Genomic DNA, 15,864 nt, shown 5'->3' with positions numbered 1-15,864 from the left:
CGCAGGCCGTAATCCGACAACATTGTTGGCGCCGGCGGTGCCGTCGGATTACGCGCTCACGCGCTAATCCGACCTACTCCTCGATGATTTCGAACGAGTGGGTGATCTCTGCGGTTTTCGCCAGCATGATCGATGCCGAGCAATATTTGTCATGCGACAATGAAACGGCCCGTTCCACGGCCGTCGGTTTCAGGGCCTTGCCCCGCACGGTGAAGTGGAAGTGGATCTTGGTAAAGACTTTCGGATCGGTGTCGGCGCGCTCGGCCTTCAGGGTCACTTCGCAGCCGTTGACGGCTTCGCGGCCCCGTTTCAGGATCAGCACCACGTCATAGGCGGTGCAGCCGCCCGTGCCCAGCAAGACCATTTCCATGGGGCGTGGCGCCAGGTTGTGGCCGCCGCCATCGGGCGCGCCATCCATGGTCACCAGGTGGCCGGAACCGGTTTCTGCCCGAAAACTCATGCCCGACGGGCCATTCCAGCTGACTTTGCATTCCATCGTACTCTCCGAAAATTGTAAGCGTTTTGTATTGTAATAGAGGAATGCTCATCCATGTGCCGGCCGCCAGCCCGCAGCCGGTCTGCATCGTGGCTTGACGCGGCAGGGCAAAGCCGCTTATACTTGTCGGCTTTCCGTTCGCTCAGGAAAAGTAAATAAGGCAGAGTCCGCACAGCAACATCGGCGGAACCACCATTTGAGCGTGTAATCTATTAGGAAGTCAACATGAAAACATTTTCCGCTAAAGGACATGAAGTCCAGCGCGATTGGTTCGTGGTTGACGCGACGGACAAAGTCCTCGGACGTGTTGCCAGCGAAGTGGCACTCCGACTGCGCGGCAAACACAAACCAGAATTTACTCCTCACGTCGATACCGGCGACTTTATCGTCGTCATCAACGCAGGCAAACTGCGTGTGACCGGTACCAAAGCTACTGAGAAAATTTACTACCGTCACTCTGGCTATCCAGGCGGCATCTACGAAACCAACTTCCAGAAAATGCAACAGCGTTTTCCAGGTCGCGCGCTTGAGAAAGCGGTCAAAGGCATGCTGCCTAAAGGCCCACTCGGCTACGCAATGATCAAGAAGCTGAAAGTGTACGCGGAAGGTTCCCATCCGCACGCTGCTCAGCAACCTAAAGCACTTGTTCTCTAAGGAACTGACATGATCGGTAATTACAATTATGGAACCGGCCGTCGCAAAAGTGCAGTGGCTCGGGTTTTTATCAAAGTTGGCACAGGCTTGATCGTTGTTAACGGCAAACCAGCAAACGAATACTTTTCGCGCGAAACGGGTCTGATGGTCATCCGTCAACCACTGGAACTGACCGGCAATGTCGAGCGTTTCGACATCAAAGTCAACGTCCATGGCGGCGGTGAGTCGGGCCAGGCTGGTGCAGTTCGTCACGGCATCACCCGCGCTCTGATCGACTACGATGCAGCGCTGAAACCGGAACTGGCGAAAGCCGGCTTCGTGACCCGCGATGCACGTGAAGTCGAGCGTAAAAAAGTTGGTCTGCGCAAAGCACGTCGCGCAAAGCAATTCTCGAAGCGTTAATTTCTACGCTACAGCACCTTGCGGGGTGCTGGTCGAAAAGCCGCTGGACTTCGGTCCCGCGGCTTTTTTGCATTTCAGCGTGACTCTGCGTTGCGCTGTAAAATACGCGGAAAACCCGCAGGGGGAGCGTTTCCCTTCATCTTTATGCAATCTATACACAAGGAAAGAACATGATCAAAGTTGGCATCGTCGGCGGCACTGGATACACGGGCGTGGAGTTGCTGCGCTTGCTCGCTACCCATCCAGATGTCGAGTTGACGGCGATTACCTCGCGCAAGGAAGATGGCTTGCCCGTTGCCGACATGTATCCTTCCCTGCGTGGCCACGTCAAGCTGGCGTTTTCCTCGCCGGACAAGGCGAACCTGGAGCAGTGCGACGTGGTCTTCTTCGCGACCCCGCATGGTGTTGCGATGGCGCAAGCGCCAGCTCTGCTGGCCGCCGGCGTGAAAGTCATCGACCTGGCCGCTGACTTCCGCCTGAAAGACCAGGCCAAGTTCGAGCAGTGGTACAAGATTCCCCACACGGCCCCCGAGCTGATAGCCGAGGCCGTGTATGGCTTGCCGGAACTGAACCGCGAAGACATCAAGCAGGCAAAGCTGATCGCCAACCCCGGTTGCTACCCGACCACCATGCAGCTGGGCTTTTACCCGCTGCTCAAGGCGGGCCTCGTCAATGCGGGCGGCTTGATCGCCGACTGCAAGTCGGGCGTGTCCGGCGCCGGCCGCAAGGCGGAAATCGGCATCCTGTTCTCGGAAAGCAGCGACAGCTTCAAGGCCTATGGCGTGGCCGGCCACCGCCACCTGCCGGAAACGACGGCGCAACTGCAGCGTTTCACGGATGAGAAAGTGGCGCTGACCTTCACGCCGCACCTGGTGCCGATGATCCGCGGCATGCATTCGACCCTGTACGCGCAGCTGAACAAGGATGTCAGCAATGAAGAATTGCAAGCCTTGTTCGAAACGCAATACAAGGACGAGCCTTTCGTCGACGTGATGCCATTCGGCTCGCACCCGGAAACCCGTTCCACGCGCGGCTCGAACATGCTGCGCCTGGCCTTGCACCGCCCTGAGGGCGGCAATACCGTCATCGTGCTGGTGGTGCAGGATAACCTGGTCAAGGGCGCTTCGGGCCAGGCCGTGCAGTGCATGAACTTGATGTTTGGCTTGAAAGAAACAGCAGGTTTGCAACATATCGCCTTGCTGCCGTAAAAATAGGCAGCCGTGCTTGCGCGGGTCCGGCGCCTTTTTGCCGGACCTGTGCTAAATTGGACTGCCACGTATACCAACAGGATGACGTTCATGTTCGAGCGCAACGCGAAAAACCCCATCGACACCCTGATTGGCGCTTCCACGCGGATCGAAGGCGACTTGCTGTTTTGCGGCGGCTTGCGCATCGATGGCCATGTGCGCGGCAACGTCACGGGCGAGGCGGGCGAGCCCACGCATATAGTGCTGGGCGAGGCAGGGCGCATCGATGGCGAAGTGCGCTGCTCCAGCCTGGTCGTCAGCGGCGAGATCAATGGCCCCGTGTACGTGTCCGAAATGCTTGAAATCCAGCCCAAAGCCCGCATTGTAGGAGAGGTCTATTACAAGGTGCTGGAAATGCACAGCGGCGCATTGGTGCAGGGCAAGCTCAGCCGCCACGACAGCGCCGACCCCGTGCTGCACCTGGCCGTGTCGGAAATGTGAGCAGGAACAACACCGGCCAACCGCCTCTGCGGCCGCCGCAGCGCGAGTTGTGCCAACAGTCTATAATGAGGCTATGTTTTCTGAGGAGTCTGAAATGAATGCAGTCGCTGAAATGCAAGATGTGATCCCTTCGCCTATCATCTTTACCGATAGCGCCGCTGAAAAAGTCGCGCAGCTGATCGAAGAAGAAGGCAATCCCGACCTGAAATTGCGCGTCTTCGTGCAGGGCGGCGGCTGTTCCGGCTTCCAGTATGGCTTCACCTTTGACGAAATCGTCAACGAAGATGACACCACCATGGTCAAGAACGGCGTCCAGCTGTTGATCGACTCCATGAGCTACCAGTACCTGGTCGGCGCGGAAATCGACTACAAGGATGACCTGGAAGGCGCGCAGTTCGTGATCAAGAATCCGACGGCTACCTCCACCTGCGGTTGCGGTTCGTCGTTCTCGGTATAAGCTGGCACACCTGAGAAAACGTCCATGGTGGCGTTGCATTGCCTCGCCGTACTCTTCGTACTGTCTTTGGCAATGCGCCTTGCCCTGAACGTTTTTCAGGCGCGCCGGTTTACAGGCGCAATATAAAAATAGCGGATCATCCATCCGCTATTTGTGTTTCTGCGCCCGCTTAGCGCGGGTAGAGCGCGCCCAGCACCCGCAAGCCCTGCGCACCCGTCACGGCCGGCAAGTTGCCCGGCTTGCGCTGTGTAAAGCGCCAGGCCAGCCAGGCAAACGCCAGTGCTTCGACCTGGCTGGGTGCAACGCCCAGCGCTTCCGTCGATTCCACCGCCATGCCCGGCAATTCCCGGGCCAGCGCCGCCATCAGGCTGGCGTTCTGCGCGCCGCCGCCGCACACATACACGGTTTCCGCCTGCGCCCCGTCGCGTGCGATGGCGTGCGCCAGGCTGGCGGCCGTCAGCTGGGTCAGGGTCGCCTGCACGTCGGCGGCTTGGGCGCCACGGTGATTCGCCAGCTTGCCTTGCAGCCAGTCGGCGTGAAAGAGGTCGCGGCCCGTGCTTTTCGGTGCCGGCAAGTCAAAATAGGGATCGTCGAGCAAATCCGCCAGCAGGGCAGGCAAGACTTTGCCCGTGGCGGCCCAGGCGCCATTGGCGTCGTAGGGCTGGCCCAGGTGCTGCAAGACCCAGCCATCCATCAGCGCGTTGCCGGGGCCCGTGTCGTAGCCCGTTACTGTGCCGTCCGCGTGCAGCACGCTGATATTGCTGATGCCGCCGATATTGGCCAGCACGCGCGTGTGGCCTGGCAAATTGAAAATGGCCTGGTGAAAAGCGGGCACCAGCGGCGCGCCCTGGCCGCCGGCCGCCACGTCGCGGCTGCGCAAGTCGGCGATGACGTCGATGCCCGTCAGTTCCGCCAGCAGGGCCGGGTTGTTCAACTGGCGCGTAAAGCCCAGCTCGGGGCGGTGGCGGATGGTCTGGCCATGCGCGCCGATGGCGGCGATGGCGTCCGGGCCGATGCCCGCGTCGCTCAACAGCAGGGCGACGCATTCGCCGTAATGGCGCACGAGCTGATTGGCCGCCAGCGCTTCGCGTTCGATTTCATTTTGGCCGGCACTTTGCAAGGCCATCAGGTCGGCGCGCAGGCTGGCGGGAAAGGCAATGTAGGCGTCGCCCAGGCTGCGCGTGCCGCCATCGTCGGAAAAGTCGACCAGCGCGCCATCGACGCCATCGAGGCTGGTGCCAGACATCAGACCGATATACAGCATGGGGGTTGTCCTTGAATGCATAAGTGATGGGGTGCATTGTGCCGCATTTGTGCCGTGTGCACGCGGGAAAAAACAAAGGCACCGGCCATCTGCATGGGCGGTGCCTTTATGGGTTGCCCGAAGGCAGTGTTGGAATGTCGTTTAACGCGACGCCAGTGCCGTGTCGTTCGGACGCAGCAGGGTGAAGCGGTGCATCATGTCGGCGGAGACCATGCGGAAGCGGCTCAGCTCGGCGGCCGTCAATGGCGCCTGGGCTTGTACGTTCAGCTTGCTTGGATCTTGTGCCACGCCGCCGACACGGAATTCATAGTGCAAATGGGCGCCCGTGGACCAGCCGGTGGTGCCGACGTAGCCGATCACATCGCCCTGGCTGACTTTTTGACCTTTTTTCAGGCCCGAAGCGAAGCGGCTCATGTGGGCGTAGGCGGTGCTGTAGTTGGCCCAGTGTTTCAGAACAACAACATTACCGTAGCCGTTCTGGCTGCCGACGGAATCGACCACGCCGTCACCGGAAGCGCGGATAGGGGTACCCGTTGCTGCGGCGAAATCGATGCCCTTGTGTGCTTTCCAGTTGCCGGAAATCGGGTGCACGCGCATGGAGAAGCCGGACGAGATGCGGGAAAATTCGAGGGGGGATTTCAGGAAGGCTTTTTTGAGGGACTTGCCGTCGAAGCTGTAGTAACCGCCGCCTTGCTTGCTGGCTGGGTCTTCGAACCAAACGGACTGGTAAGTCGTGCCGCGGTTGGTGAATTCACCGGCCAGGATGCGGCCCGCTCGGACAAATTCGCCATCTTGCCAGAATGTTTCGTAGACCACATTAAACGAGTCGCCGCGTTTCAGGTCGGAACGGAAGTCGATATTGGTGGAGAACATTTCCACGATTTGCGCGGAAATCGAGTCTGGCAGGCGGGTACCGTCCAGGCTGGAGTCGGTGGCGGCGAACAGGGTGGAAGTGATCTTGCGCGCGTGCATTTCAACGCGGCGTTCCAGCTGGGCTGCCACTTCCGTGGCCACGAACTTGTCGCCCTTGCGGGTGATCAGGATGTTCTTGACCGATTTGTCGGTGCCGTCGACGAGGGTGGCGCGCATCCAGTTGAGGTCGCCGTTTTCGGTCGTTTGCGCTTGCACGCGCTTGCCTGATTTCAGCAACATCACGCCGCGCGCGATCTTGTCGGTTTTGATGAAATTGGCCGCCGCCGGATCATCCACGCCGAGACGGGTCAGCAGGGTGGCGAGGGTATCGCCAGCGCGGACTTTTTCTTCGTGGGTGAAATTCTGGTCTACCTGTTCCATCGCGGAAATTTGCGAGGCGAGATCAGGCATTTCCAGGTTCTGGGCGATGGACGTGACCGGCAAGTCCGATGCGTCGGGCGCCATGGGCGACACAGCGACCGCGCCGAAGGCGGCCACGGCGAGCAGCACCGCGGATGCGCCAATAATGCGCGCCTTGCGTGTCGTCGTCAGCTGTGTGTACAAGCGTGAGCCTGTGATTTTATGTATAGGGTTCATGCAATCAGTTAAAATTTGCCCTTGAACGATTCGTGAACTAGTGCTCTTTGTTATTGTTATTTTGGTTCGTTTTCATACGGCAAGATTGATGGGATCGAGCATTATAGCAAACTCCGCAAACCTACCACCATTTTGAGATTTATAGTCAAATTTTATGGAAATCAACACCACCGCATCGCCTACAAAGGCTAACGCCGCTCAGACCGCGCTTCCACTGTCGGACAGAGTACAAGAAGCCCTCGCGATTACCAAGCGTGGCGTCGATGAACTCTTGATCGAAAGCGAATTTGCGCAAAAATTAGCGCGCTCCGAGAAAACTGGTGTTCCACTGCGCATCAAACTGGGCCTGGACCCGACTGCACCCGACTTGCATCTGGGCCACACTGTCGTGCTGAACAAGATGCGCCAGCTGCAAAACCTCGGCCATCAAGTCATTTTCCTCATCGGCGATTTTACTTCCATGATCGGCGACCCTTCGGGCCGCAACGTCACGCGCCCGCCGCTGACCAAGGAACAGATCGAGATTAACGCGATGACGTATTTCGCGCAAGCATCTTTAGTGTTGGATGCCAGCAAGACGGAAATCCGCTATAACTCCGAGTGGTGCGATCCGCTGGGCGCGCGCGGCATCATCCAGCTCGCTTCCCACTACACGGTGGCGCGCATGATCGAGCGCGACGACTTCACCAAGCGCTTCCAGGGCGGCATTCCGATTTCCGTCCATGAATTCCTGTACCCGCTGATGCAGGGCTACGACTCGGTGGCCCTGAAATCGGACCTGGAACTGGGCGGCACGGACCAGAAGTTCAACCTGCTGGTGGGCCGCGAACTGCAAAAGCAGTACGGACAGGAGCAGCAGTGTATTTTGACCATGCCGCTGCTGGAAGGTTTGGATGGCGTGGAAAAAATGTCCAAGTCGAAGAATAACTACATCGGCATCACGGAACCGGGCAACACCATGTTCGCCAAGCTGATGAGTATTTCCGACGTCATGATGTGGCGCTACTACGAGCTGCTGTCGTGGCGCTCGATCGCCGAACTGGCCCAGCTGAAGCGCGAAGTCGAGGAAGGGCGCAATCCGCGCGACGCCAAGGTTGCGCTGGCGCAAGAAATCGTCGCCCGTTTCCACTCGCAGCAGGCGGCCGAAGATGCGCTGGCCGACTTCGTCAACCGCTCGAAGGGCGGCATTCCCGACGATATCCCGGCATTAACCCTGGCCGGCGCCCCGCTGGGCATCCCGCAATTGCTGAAACAGGCTGGCCTGTGCCCGTCGACATCGGAAGCCATGCGCAAGATCGACCAGGGCGGCGTGCGTATCGACGGCACCGTCATCAGCGACAAGGGCCTGCAAGTGGCGGCCGGCGAATTCGTGTTGCAAGTTGGCAAGCGCAGTTTCGCGCGCGTCACCTTGACGGCATGATCGCGCTGCTGCAGAGAGTCACGCAGGCGAAAGTCGACGTCGGCGGCGCCACCGTCGGCGCCATCGACGCCGGCCTGATGGTGCTCGTGTGCGCGGAGCGGGGCGATACGGAAAAGGAAGCGGACGCCCTGCTGACCAAACTGCTCGGCTATCGCGTGTTTGCCGACGAGGCGGGCAAGATGAACCGCAGCGTGACAGACGTGGCAGGCGGCTTGCTGCTGGTGCCGCAGTTCACCCTGGCGGCCGACACCAAGTCCGGCACGCGCCCGTCGTTTACGCCGGCCGCCGCGCCGCAGGATGGCTTGCGCCTGTTCACGCATTTCGTGGATCAGGCGCGCAGCCGCCATGCGACCGTGCAAACGGGGCAGTTCGGCGCCGACATGCAGGTGTCGCTCACCAATGACGGCCCCGTCACGTTCTGGCTACAAGTAAACGCAAAGCAATAACTAAAAAATATAAAGAGGAGCAAGCGATGAAATTGTGGAGCGAGACGTTTCGTGATGGCGGCCTGATGCCGGCCGACTATGCCTTTGCCGAGATCGATCCGGCCAGCCGCGTGCGCCTCGCCGGCAACCGCAATCCCCATCTGGCCTGGGACGAGGTGCCCAACGGCACCGAGTCGCTGGCCCTGTTCTGCATCGATTCCGATGCGCCGCAAGACGCCCGCCTGGCCAACCGCGACGACCAGTCCCTGCCGCTGACGGCGCTGCGCGGCGACTTTTATCACTGGAGTTTGCTCGACTTGTCGCCCACCATGCGTTCTATTGCCGCCGGCGAATTTTCCAGCGGCATCACGCCGCGCGGCAAGGCTGCAGGTACTGGACTGCGCCAGGGCATCAACGACTACACGGGCTGGTTTGCCGGCGACGCCGCCATGGCCGGCGATTATTACGGCTATGATGGCCCGTGCCCGCCGTGGAATGACGAGCGCATCCACCACTATATTTTCCGCCTGTATGCGCTCGACGTGCCGCGCCTGGAGCTGCCCGAGCGTTTTACGGGGCAGCAAGCCCATGCCGCGCTCTACGGCCACATCCTCGACGAAGTCCAGCTCGTCGTCGCCTACTCGCTCAATCCCGAGTTGGCACTTACCCTGAAGAAATAACGCATGAGCACCACGATTTTATTGATACGCCATGGCGAAACGGCCTGGAATGCGGACCGCCGCCTGCAGGGCCATATCGACATCGCCCTGAACGAGGCGGGCCTGGCGCAAGCGGCCGCGCTGGGGCAGGCGCTGGCCGACGAAGCACTGGCCGCCATCATCGCCAGCGACCTGCAGCGCGCGCAGCAGACGGCGCAAGCCGTTGCTCAGTTGAAAGATTTACCCGTGCAGACCGACCCCTTGCTGCGCGAGCGCTGTTATGGCGCCTTCGAAGGCTTGCTGTATGCGGATATTGCCGCGCGCTATCCGCACGAGTATGCGCAGTGGCAATCGCGCCAGATCGACGCCGTGATGCCGTCGGGCGAGCGCGACGCGGAGAGCTTCCGCCAGTTTTACGCACGCGCGAATGGCGCCATCGCCCGCTGGGCCGAACGCTATGACGGCCAGACGATCGCCATCGTGGCGCACGGCGGCGTGCTCGAGTGCGCTTACCGCGAGGCGGTCGGCATGACGCTCGACAGTCCGCGCGACTTCCAGGTCAAAAATGCCAGCGTCAATCGCTTCTCGTATGCGGACGGCAAGCTGCATTTGGTGCACTGGGGAAATATCGAGCACCTGAGCGCGCCCGCGATGGACGAGCTGGGGTAAGAGTGCCCTAAGCGACGGCGCCATCCTCACTCTGACGCACTGATCCAAAAAAATAGTGCTTATTAAATAGGCAGGGAATCGGTTAAAATAGCAGGTTCCTCCGTCCATTCCAGGTTCTTCAGTGCAAATCGGCCCTCACATTCTGCGCAACAATGTTTTCGTCGCTCCCATGGCGGGCGTGACGGATCGGCCTTTCCGTCAGTTGTGCAAGCAGCTGGGTGCCGGCTATGCCGTGTCGGAGATGGCGGCGTCGAATCCGCGCCTGTGGGCAACGGAAAAAAGCGCGCGCCGCACGGATCACGACGGCGAAATGGAGCCGAAAGCCGTGCAGATCGCCGGCGCCGATCCGCAGGACCTGGCCGACTGCGCCAGGTTCAACGTGGACCGGGGTGCGCAGATCATCGACATCAACATGGGTTGCCCCGTCAAAAAGGTGTGCAACAGCTGGTGCGGTTCGGCCCTGCTGCAAGATGAAATCCTGGTCGAAAAGATCCTGCACGCCGTCGTCAACGCCGTCGACGTGCCCGTCACCCTGAAGTTTCGCACGGGCTGGAACCGTTCCAACAAGAATGCCCTGACCATCGCCCGCATCGCCGAGCAAGCGGGCATCCAGATGCTGACCCTGCACGGCCGCACGCGTGCCGATGGCTACAAGGGCGATGCCGAATATGAAACGATTGCTGCCGTGAAAGCATCGGTGGGCATTCCCGTGGTGGCCAACGGCGACATTACCACTCCGGAAAAGGCCCGTTTTGTGCTGGATCAAACGGGCGCCGATGCCGTCATGATCGGCCGCGCGGCACAGGGCCGGCCGTGGATTTGCCGCGAGATCGACCATTTCCTGCGCACCGGCACCTTGTTGCCGGCGCCGTACGTGGATGAAGTGCGTACCTTGATGGACGAGCATTTGCGCGCCCATTATGCGTTTTATGGCGAGTTTCTCGGCGTGCGCACGGCGCGCAAGCACATCGGCTGGTACGTCAAGGATCTGGAAGGCGGCGAAGCGTTCCGCCAGGAAATGAACTTGCTGGAGTCGACGGATGCGCAGTTGCTGGCCGTCGATCAATTTTTTGAGTCGCAATGGAAATTTGGCGAACGGTTACAATACCGCCTCGCCGAATCCAGTGAAAGTGGCCTGATCGATGTGATCAAACCTGCGGCCACGGCAGCATGAGCAGATAGCAAGGCAGTTGCATAAGTTGGTAGCAATAGCGATAAGTACGAGTGATAAGAAGTACAAGGGCGAACGCCTATACAGAGCGTCATGCAATATTAATTACAACACCGAGGCAAGAGGGCAGCACGCGGACCGCATGAGCGGCGCGGCGCCGGATGGCCAGGTGTTCAGCCGGTTGAAGCATAAAAATGAGCAAAGAAAGCATTCAGGAAGTCGTACAGAAAAGTCTAGAAGATTACTTCAATGACCTGGGCGAACAGCAAGCATCGAATATCTACGACATGGTCGTGCTGACCGTGGAAAAGCCCATCCTGGAAGTCGTGATGACACGCGCCGATGGCAACCAGTCGCACGCCGCGCAGATGCTGGGCATCAACCGCAATACCCTGCGCAAGAAATTGCAGGAGCACGGTTTGCTGTAATGCCGGCATGCAAGTGACGCCAAGATTTGAATCCGCCGCAGCGGGCCCGGCCTGATAGCTGATTGCTGCGCCATTCGCCAAGAACACTTAACCACCTAGCCACAGCCATGATCAAACAAGCTCTCCTCTCCGTTTCCGACAAGACCGGCGTTCTCGACTTAGCCCGCGCCCTGTCCGCCCTCGGCGTCAACCTTCTGTCCACCGGCGGCACCGCCAAATTGCTGGCAGACAACGGTGTTCCTGTCACGGAAGTTGCCGATTACACGGGTTTCCCGGAGATGCTCGATGGCCGTGTGAAGACCCTGCACCCGAAAGTGCACGGCGGTATCCTGGCGCGCCGCGATTTCCCTGAGCACATGTCGAAACTGGTCGAGCACGACATGCCGACCATCGACATGGTGGTGGTCAACCTGTACCCGTTCCAGGGCACGGTCGCCAAGGCCGATTGCACGCTGGAAGACGCGATTGAAAACATCGATATCGGCGGCCCGACCATGCTGCGTTCGGCGGCCAAGAACCACAAGGATGTGGTCGTCATCTGCGACCCGACCGACTACGACGCGGTGCTGGCGGAAATGCGCTCGGCCGATGGCCAGGCCGGCGACGTCAGCTATGACACCAAGTTCATGCTGGCGAAAAAAGTCTTTGCGCACACGGCGCAATACGACGGCGCCATCACCAACTACCTGACGAGCCTGGGCCCGACGAAGGTGCACGCCGAGCGCGGCGCCTATCCGCAAATCCTCAACGTTGCATTTGAGAAAGTGCAAGACATGCGCTACGGTGAAAACCCGCACCAGAGCGCCGCCTTCTACCGCGACCTCGTCGCCACCGATGGCGCGCTGGCCAACTACCGCCAGTTGCAAGGCAAGGAATTGTCGTACAACAACATCGCCGATGCCGATGCTGCCTGGGAATGCGTGAAGAGCATGGGCGGCTTCGAGCAAAGCGCCGCCTGCGTCATCGTCAAGCATGCGAACCCGTGCGGCGTGGCCCTGGGCAAGAACGCGGCTGAAGCGTACGCGCGCGCCCTGCAGACGGACCCGACCTCGGCATTCGGCGGCATCATCGCGTTTAATACCGAACTGGACGGCGCCACCGCCGGCGAAATCGCCAAGCTGTTCGTGGAAGTGCTGATCGCCCCGTCGTTCTCCGCCGAAGCGAAACAGATTCTGTCGAGCAAGCAAAACGTGCGCATGCTGGAAATCCCGCTGGGCAGCGGCGTGCACGCCATGGACTTCAAGCGCGTCGGTGGCGGCTTGCTGGTGCAATCGCCGGACGCGAAAAACGTCGGCATCGGCGACTTGCGCGTGGTCAGCAAGCTGCAGCCGACGCCGCAGCAACTGGCCGACCTGATGTTCGCCTGGAAAGTGGCGAAATTCGTCAAGTCGAACGCCATCGTTTTCTGCGGCAATAACATGACCCTGGGCGTGGGCGCAGGCCAGATGAGCCGTATCGACTCGGCCCGCATCGCTTCCATCAAGGCGCAAAACGCGGGCTTGTCGCTGACCGGTTCCGTGGTGGCGTCGGACGCCTTCTTCCCGTTCCGCGACGGCCTCGACGTTGTCGTCGACGCGGGCGCGACCTGCGTGATCCACCCGGGCGGCTCCATGCGCGACCAGGAAGTGATCGATGCGGCGGACGAGCGCGGCGTCGTGATGTTGTATACCGGAACGCGTCACTTCCGTCATTGATAGTGAAGAGAGTAGGTCGGATTAGCGGGGCCGAAGGCCGCGCGTAATCCGACAAGCGCAGTTGGCGACGCATGTCGGATTACGCGTACCGCTAATCCGACCTACAGCTCTCGATAAGGTACTCAGCGGCAGGCACCGGTTATTCACCGGTGCCTGCCGTATTCATTATAGAATCTGGCGATGATTATTCTTGGCATCGATCCTGGCCTGCGCACGACCGGCTTTGGGGTCATTGAAAAACACGGCAACAAGCTGCGCTATATCGCGTCGGGCACCGTCAAGACGGGTTCCGAAGGGGAATTGCCGCCGCGCCTGAAGGTCATCCTGCGGGGCGTGAGCGAAATCGTCGGCACCTACCAGCCCGATTGCGCGGCCATCGAAAAAGTGTTTGTCAACGTCAACCCCCAATCGACCTTGCTGCTGGGCCAGGCACGGGGCGCGGCCATTTGCGCGCTGGTCCACGCCGACCTGTCGGTGGCCGAATACACGGCCCTGCAAGTGAAACAGGCCGTCACGGGCCACGGCAAGGCGGCCAAGGAGCAGGTGCAGGACATGGTGTCGCGCCTGCTGTCGCTGCCCGGCTTGCCCGGTACGGATGCGGCCGATGCGCTGGGCGTGGCCATTTGCCATGCCAACAGCATCGATGCGCTGGCCATGCTCGGCGCGCTGGCGCCGCAATTGCAGGGCTTGCGCATGAAGCGCGGCCGTTTAGTAGGTTAACTGCGGCATGGCCCTCATAATTAATAAAAACTACGATACACAACATTAGGAACACGCGATGATAGGCCGTCTCTCCGGTATTTTGCTTGAAAAAAATCCGCCACAATTGCTGGTCGATTGCCAGGGCGTCGGCTATGAAGTCGACGTGCCGATGAGCACCTTTTACAACCTGCCCCACGTGGGCGAAAAAGTCGTGCTGTTCACGCACCAGGCCATCCGCGAGGATGCGCATTTGCTGTTTGGCTTCGGCAATGCGGCCGAGCGGGCCGTGTTCCGCCAGTTGATCAAGATCACGGGCGTGGGCGCGCGCATGGCGCTGTCCATCCTGTCCGGCATGACGATCACCGACCTGGCGCAAGCGATCACCCTGCAGGATTCCGGCCGCCTGGTGAAAGTGCCTGGCATCGGCAAGAAGACGGCCGAACGGCTGCTGCTGGAATTGAAGGGCAAGATCGGTGCGGATCTCGGTCCGATGGGTGCGCATGCGGCGCCCGATGCCCAATCGGACATCCTCAATGCGCTGGTCGCGCTCGGCTATTCCGACAAGGAAGCGCTGGCCGCCGTGAAAAACGTGCCGGCCGGCAGCGGCGTGTCGGACGGCATCAAACTGGCGCTGAAAGCGCTGTCGAAAGGCTGATAGGGCATGAGCATCCAGACCGACAGCTTCACGGAACAGCGCATCATCGACGCGGCGCCCATCTCGCACAACGAAGAGGCGATCGAACGGGCCTTGCGCCCGAAGCAGCTCGACGAGTACGTGGGACAGGAAAAGATCCGCGACCAGCTGGAAATTTTTATTACGGCCGCGCGCCAGCGCAAGGAAGCGCTCGACCATACCTTGCTGTTCGGCCCGCCTGGCTTGGGCAAGACGACCCTGGCGCACATCATCGCGCGCGAAATGGGCGTCAATCTGCGCCAGACGTCCGGGCCCGTGCTGGAGCGCCCGGGCGACCTGGCGGCAATCCTGACGAACCTGGAAGCGAACGACGTCCTGTTCATCGATGAAATCCACCGCCTGTCCCCCGTCGTCGAAGAGATTTTGTATCCGGCGCTTGAAGATTATCAGATCGACATCATGATCGGCGAAGGCCCGGCCGCCCGCTCCGTGAAACTCGATCTGCAGCCGTTTACATTAGTCGGCGCCACCACGCGCGCCGGCATGCTGACCAATCCGCTGCGCGACCGCTTCGGCATCGTGGCGCGCCTCGAGTTCTACAACACGGGCGAATTGACGAAGATCGTCACGCGCAGCGCCGCCTTGCTGAAGGCACCGATCGACCCGGAAGGCGCGCATGAAATCGCCCAGCGCGCGCGCGGCACGCCCCGCATCGCCAACCGCCTGCTGCGCCGCGTGCGCGATTTCGCGGAAGTCAAAAGCAATGGCGAGATCACCAAGGTGGTGGCTGACCGCGCGCTGGCCATGCTGGACGTCGATTCCGCCGGTTTCGACGTGATGGACCGTAAATTGCTCGAAGCCGTGCTGTTCAAGTTCGGCGGCGGCCCCGTCGGCATCGGCAATCTGGCCGCCGCCATCGGCGAAGCGGCCGATACCATCGAAGACGTGCTGGAACCTTACCTGATACAGCAAGGTTTCCTGCAGCGCACGCCGCGTGGCCGTGTCGCCACGCCGGCCGCCTACCTGCACTTCGGCGTCAGCGCGCCGCGCATGGGCCCGGGCGGCGAAGCGTGGGAACTGTGATGGCGGAAGCGGGTGAGCAAGCGAACGTGGGCATGCAGATCTGGATCGACGCCGATGCCTGTCCCGTGGTCATCAAGGAAATTTTGTACAGAGTCGCCGACCGCCTGGAGTTGCCGCTCACCCTGGTCGCCAACCAGGGTTTGAGGGTGCCGCCCTCGCGTTTCATCCGCACCGTGCAAGTGCCGTCTGGCGCCGACGTGGCCGACCAGGAAATCGTGCGGCTGCTCAATCCCGGCGACCTCGTCATCACGGGCGACATCCCGCTGGCGGCCGACGTCCTGGCCAAGGGCGGTTTCGCGCTGAACCCGCGCGGCGAGTTTTATACGAAAGACAATATCGCCCAGCAATTGACGATGCGCGCCTTCATGGAAGAATTGCGCAGCGGCGGCGTCGACACGGGCGGCCCGGCCGCCTTCAGCCAGTCGGACCGGCAACAGTTCGCCAACAGCCTGGACCGGCATCTGAGCAAGCATCACCGCAAGCCGGCAGCGCCGCAGACGTAAAAAAAC

The 15,864-nt window shown here is 60.6% G+C and carries 19 protein-coding genes; 16 read left to right on the top strand and 3 right to left on the bottom strand.

The window, feature by feature from the left end; genetic code table 11:
- Positions 1–73: 73 nt before the first annotated feature.
- On the bottom strand, positions 74–496 hold the full coding sequence (locus AC1RBA_RS24640) for an OsmC family protein (protein WP_070289996.1): 423 nt from the start codon (positions 494–496) through the stop codon (positions 74–76).
- 225 nt (positions 497–721) lie between these two features.
- Between AC1RBA_RS24640 and rplM the strand changes: the two genes are divergently transcribed.
- The 5 genes from rplM (at position 722) to erpA (ending at position 3,697) form a co-directional block, all read left to right on the top strand.
- Positions 722–1,150 (top strand): 50S ribosomal protein L13, encoded by a 429-nt coding sequence (rplM, locus tag AC1RBA_RS24635; RefSeq protein WP_010393282.1) that lies wholly within the window; start codon positions 722–724, stop codon positions 1,148–1,150.
- Positions 1,151–1,159: 9 nt separating this feature from the next.
- Positions 1,160–1,552, top strand: a complete 393-nt coding sequence (rpsI, locus tag AC1RBA_RS24630; protein ID WP_010393285.1) for a 30S ribosomal protein S9 — start codon at positions 1,160–1,162, stop codon at positions 1,550–1,552.
- 170 nt (positions 1,553–1,722) lie between these two features.
- Positions 1,723–2,760: an N-acetyl-gamma-glutamyl-phosphate reductase gene (argC, locus tag AC1RBA_RS24625; RefSeq protein ID WP_070312424.1), complete on the top strand. Its 1,038-nt coding sequence runs from the start codon at positions 1,723–1,725 to the stop codon at positions 2,758–2,760.
- Between the two features lie 90 nt (positions 2,761–2,850).
- Entirely contained in the window at positions 2,851–3,240 is a 390-nt protein-coding gene (locus tag AC1RBA_RS24620) for a bactofilin family protein (protein WP_070290243.1), read from the top strand.
- 94 nt (positions 3,241–3,334) lie between these two features.
- Entirely contained in the window at positions 3,335–3,697 is a 363-nt protein-coding gene (gene erpA, locus AC1RBA_RS24615) for an iron-sulfur cluster insertion protein ErpA (RefSeq protein WP_029496047.1), read from the top strand.
- Between the two features lie 169 nt (positions 3,698–3,866).
- On the opposite strand, the gene AC1RBA_RS24610 is transcribed toward erpA, so the two are convergent.
- A complete protein-coding gene (locus tag AC1RBA_RS24610; RefSeq protein WP_492420047.1) occupies positions 3,867–4,961 on the bottom strand; it encodes an anhydro-N-acetylmuramic acid kinase in 1,095 nt (364 codons plus the stop codon).
- 141 nt (positions 4,962–5,102) lie between these two features.
- Entirely contained in the window at positions 5,103–6,470 is a 1,368-nt protein-coding gene (locus AC1RBA_RS24605) for a M23 family metallopeptidase (protein WP_070289999.1), read from the bottom strand.
- Positions 6,471–6,624: 154 nt separating this feature from the next.
- Here AC1RBA_RS24605 and tyrS point away from each other — a divergent pair, with 154 nt between their 5' ends.
- The 11 genes from tyrS (at position 6,625) to AC1RBA_RS24550 (ending at position 15,858) form a co-directional block, all read left to right on the top strand.
- On the top strand, positions 6,625–7,890 hold the full coding sequence (gene tyrS / locus AC1RBA_RS24600) for a tyrosine--tRNA ligase (protein WP_492403491.1): 1,266 nt from the start codon (positions 6,625–6,627) through the stop codon (positions 7,888–7,890).
- Positions 7,887–8,336, top strand: coding sequence for a D-aminoacyl-tRNA deacylase (gene dtd / locus AC1RBA_RS24595; RefSeq protein WP_492420046.1), 450 nt, complete (start codon positions 7,887–7,889; stop codon positions 8,334–8,336). Before tyrS ends, dtd begins: the two co-directional genes overlap by 4 nt.
- Before the next feature lie 26 nt (positions 8,337–8,362).
- The gene (locus AC1RBA_RS24590) at positions 8,363–8,995 is read left to right on the top strand and encodes a YbhB/YbcL family Raf kinase inhibitor-like protein (RefSeq protein ID WP_492420045.1); all 633 of its coding nucleotides are present in this window, start codon (positions 8,363–8,365) and stop codon (positions 8,993–8,995) included.
- Between the two features lie 3 nt (positions 8,996–8,998).
- The gene (locus AC1RBA_RS24585) at positions 8,999–9,643 is read left to right on the top strand and encodes a histidine phosphatase family protein (RefSeq protein ID WP_492420044.1); all 645 of its coding nucleotides are present in this window, start codon (positions 8,999–9,001) and stop codon (positions 9,641–9,643) included.
- A 121-nt stretch (positions 9,644–9,764) separates the two neighbouring features.
- The gene (gene dusB / locus AC1RBA_RS24580; protein ID WP_492420043.1) at positions 9,765–10,817 is read left to right on the top strand and encodes a tRNA dihydrouridine synthase DusB; all 1,053 of its coding nucleotides are present in this window, start codon (positions 9,765–9,767) and stop codon (positions 10,815–10,817) included.
- Between the two features lie 191 nt (positions 10,818–11,008).
- Positions 11,009–11,242, top strand: a complete 234-nt coding sequence (locus AC1RBA_RS24575; RefSeq protein ID WP_008445162.1) for a helix-turn-helix domain-containing protein — start codon at positions 11,009–11,011, stop codon at positions 11,240–11,242.
- Between the two features lie 107 nt (positions 11,243–11,349).
- Positions 11,350–12,936 (top strand): bifunctional phosphoribosylaminoimidazolecarboxamide formyltransferase/IMP cyclohydrolase, encoded by a 1,587-nt coding sequence (gene purH, locus AC1RBA_RS24570; protein ID WP_492420042.1) that lies wholly within the window; start codon positions 11,350–11,352, stop codon positions 12,934–12,936.
- 180 nt (positions 12,937–13,116) lie between these two features.
- A complete protein-coding gene (gene ruvC / locus AC1RBA_RS24565) occupies positions 13,117–13,656 on the top strand; it encodes a crossover junction endodeoxyribonuclease RuvC (protein WP_121668449.1) in 540 nt (179 codons plus the stop codon).
- Between the two features lie 58 nt (positions 13,657–13,714).
- Positions 13,715–14,293 (top strand): Holliday junction branch migration protein RuvA, encoded by a 579-nt coding sequence (gene ruvA, locus AC1RBA_RS24560; protein ID WP_492420041.1) that lies wholly within the window; start codon positions 13,715–13,717, stop codon positions 14,291–14,293.
- 6 nt (positions 14,294–14,299) lie between these two features.
- The gene (gene ruvB / locus AC1RBA_RS24555; RefSeq protein ID WP_034749202.1) at positions 14,300–15,355 is read left to right on the top strand and encodes a Holliday junction branch migration DNA helicase RuvB; all 1,056 of its coding nucleotides are present in this window, start codon (positions 14,300–14,302) and stop codon (positions 15,353–15,355) included.
- A 32-nt stretch (positions 15,356–15,387) separates the two neighbouring features.
- A complete protein-coding gene (locus AC1RBA_RS24550; protein WP_070312433.1) occupies positions 15,388–15,858 on the top strand; it encodes a YaiI/YqxD family protein in 471 nt (156 codons plus the stop codon).
- Positions 15,859–15,864: the final 6 nt, after the last annotated feature.

This window comes from Janthinobacterium sp. GW823-FHT03B06, from assembly GCF_058796955.1.
Note: the sequence above shows the minus strand (reverse complement) of the source record. Positions and strands in the feature narration are given on the sequence as shown.

Bases quoted from the DNA above. Each gene is read 5' to 3' on its own strand.
- AC1RBA_RS24640 (WP_070289996.1), bottom strand. From the start codon at position 496: ATGGAATGCAAAGTCAGCTGGAATGGCCCGTCGGGCATGAGTTTTCGG.
- rplM (WP_010393282.1), top strand. From the start codon at position 722: ATGAAAACATTTTCCGCTAAAGGACATGAAGTCCAGCGCGATTGGTTC.
- rpsI (WP_010393285.1), top strand. From the start codon at position 1,160: ATGATCGGTAATTACAATTATGGAACCGGCCGTCGCAAAAGTGCAGTG.
- argC (WP_070312424.1), top strand. From the start codon at position 1,723: ATGATCAAAGTTGGCATCGTCGGCGGCACTGGATACACGGGCGTGGAG.
- AC1RBA_RS24620 (WP_070290243.1), top strand. From the start codon at position 2,851: ATGTTCGAGCGCAACGCGAAAAACCCCATCGACACCCTGATTGGCGCT.
- erpA (WP_029496047.1), top strand. From the start codon at position 3,335: ATGAATGCAGTCGCTGAAATGCAAGATGTGATCCCTTCGCCTATCATC.
- AC1RBA_RS24610 (WP_492420047.1), bottom strand. From the start codon at position 4,961: ATGCTGTATATCGGTCTGATGTCTGGCACCAGCCTCGATGGCGTCGAT.
- AC1RBA_RS24605 (WP_070289999.1), bottom strand. From the start codon at position 6,470: ATGAACCCTATACATAAAATCACAGGCTCACGCTTGTACACACAGCTG.
- tyrS (WP_492403491.1), top strand. From the start codon at position 6,625: ATGGAAATCAACACCACCGCATCGCCTACAAAGGCTAACGCCGCTCAG.
- dtd (WP_492420046.1), top strand. From the start codon at position 7,887: ATGATCGCGCTGCTGCAGAGAGTCACGCAGGCGAAAGTCGACGTCGGC.
- AC1RBA_RS24590 (WP_492420045.1), top strand. From the start codon at position 8,363: ATGAAATTGTGGAGCGAGACGTTTCGTGATGGCGGCCTGATGCCGGCC.
- AC1RBA_RS24585 (WP_492420044.1), top strand. From the start codon at position 8,999: ATGAGCACCACGATTTTATTGATACGCCATGGCGAAACGGCCTGGAAT.
- AC1RBA_RS24575 (WP_008445162.1), top strand. From the start codon at position 11,009: ATGAGCAAAGAAAGCATTCAGGAAGTCGTACAGAAAAGTCTAGAAGAT.
- purH (WP_492420042.1), top strand. From the start codon at position 11,350: ATGATCAAACAAGCTCTCCTCTCCGTTTCCGACAAGACCGGCGTTCTC.
- ruvC (WP_121668449.1), top strand. From the start codon at position 13,117: ATGATTATTCTTGGCATCGATCCTGGCCTGCGCACGACCGGCTTTGGG.
- ruvA (WP_492420041.1), top strand. From the start codon at position 13,715: ATGATAGGCCGTCTCTCCGGTATTTTGCTTGAAAAAAATCCGCCACAA.
- ruvB (WP_034749202.1), top strand. From the start codon at position 14,300: ATGAGCATCCAGACCGACAGCTTCACGGAACAGCGCATCATCGACGCG.
- AC1RBA_RS24550 (WP_070312433.1), top strand. From the start codon at position 15,388: ATGCAGATCTGGATCGACGCCGATGCCTGTCCCGTGGTCATCAAGGAA.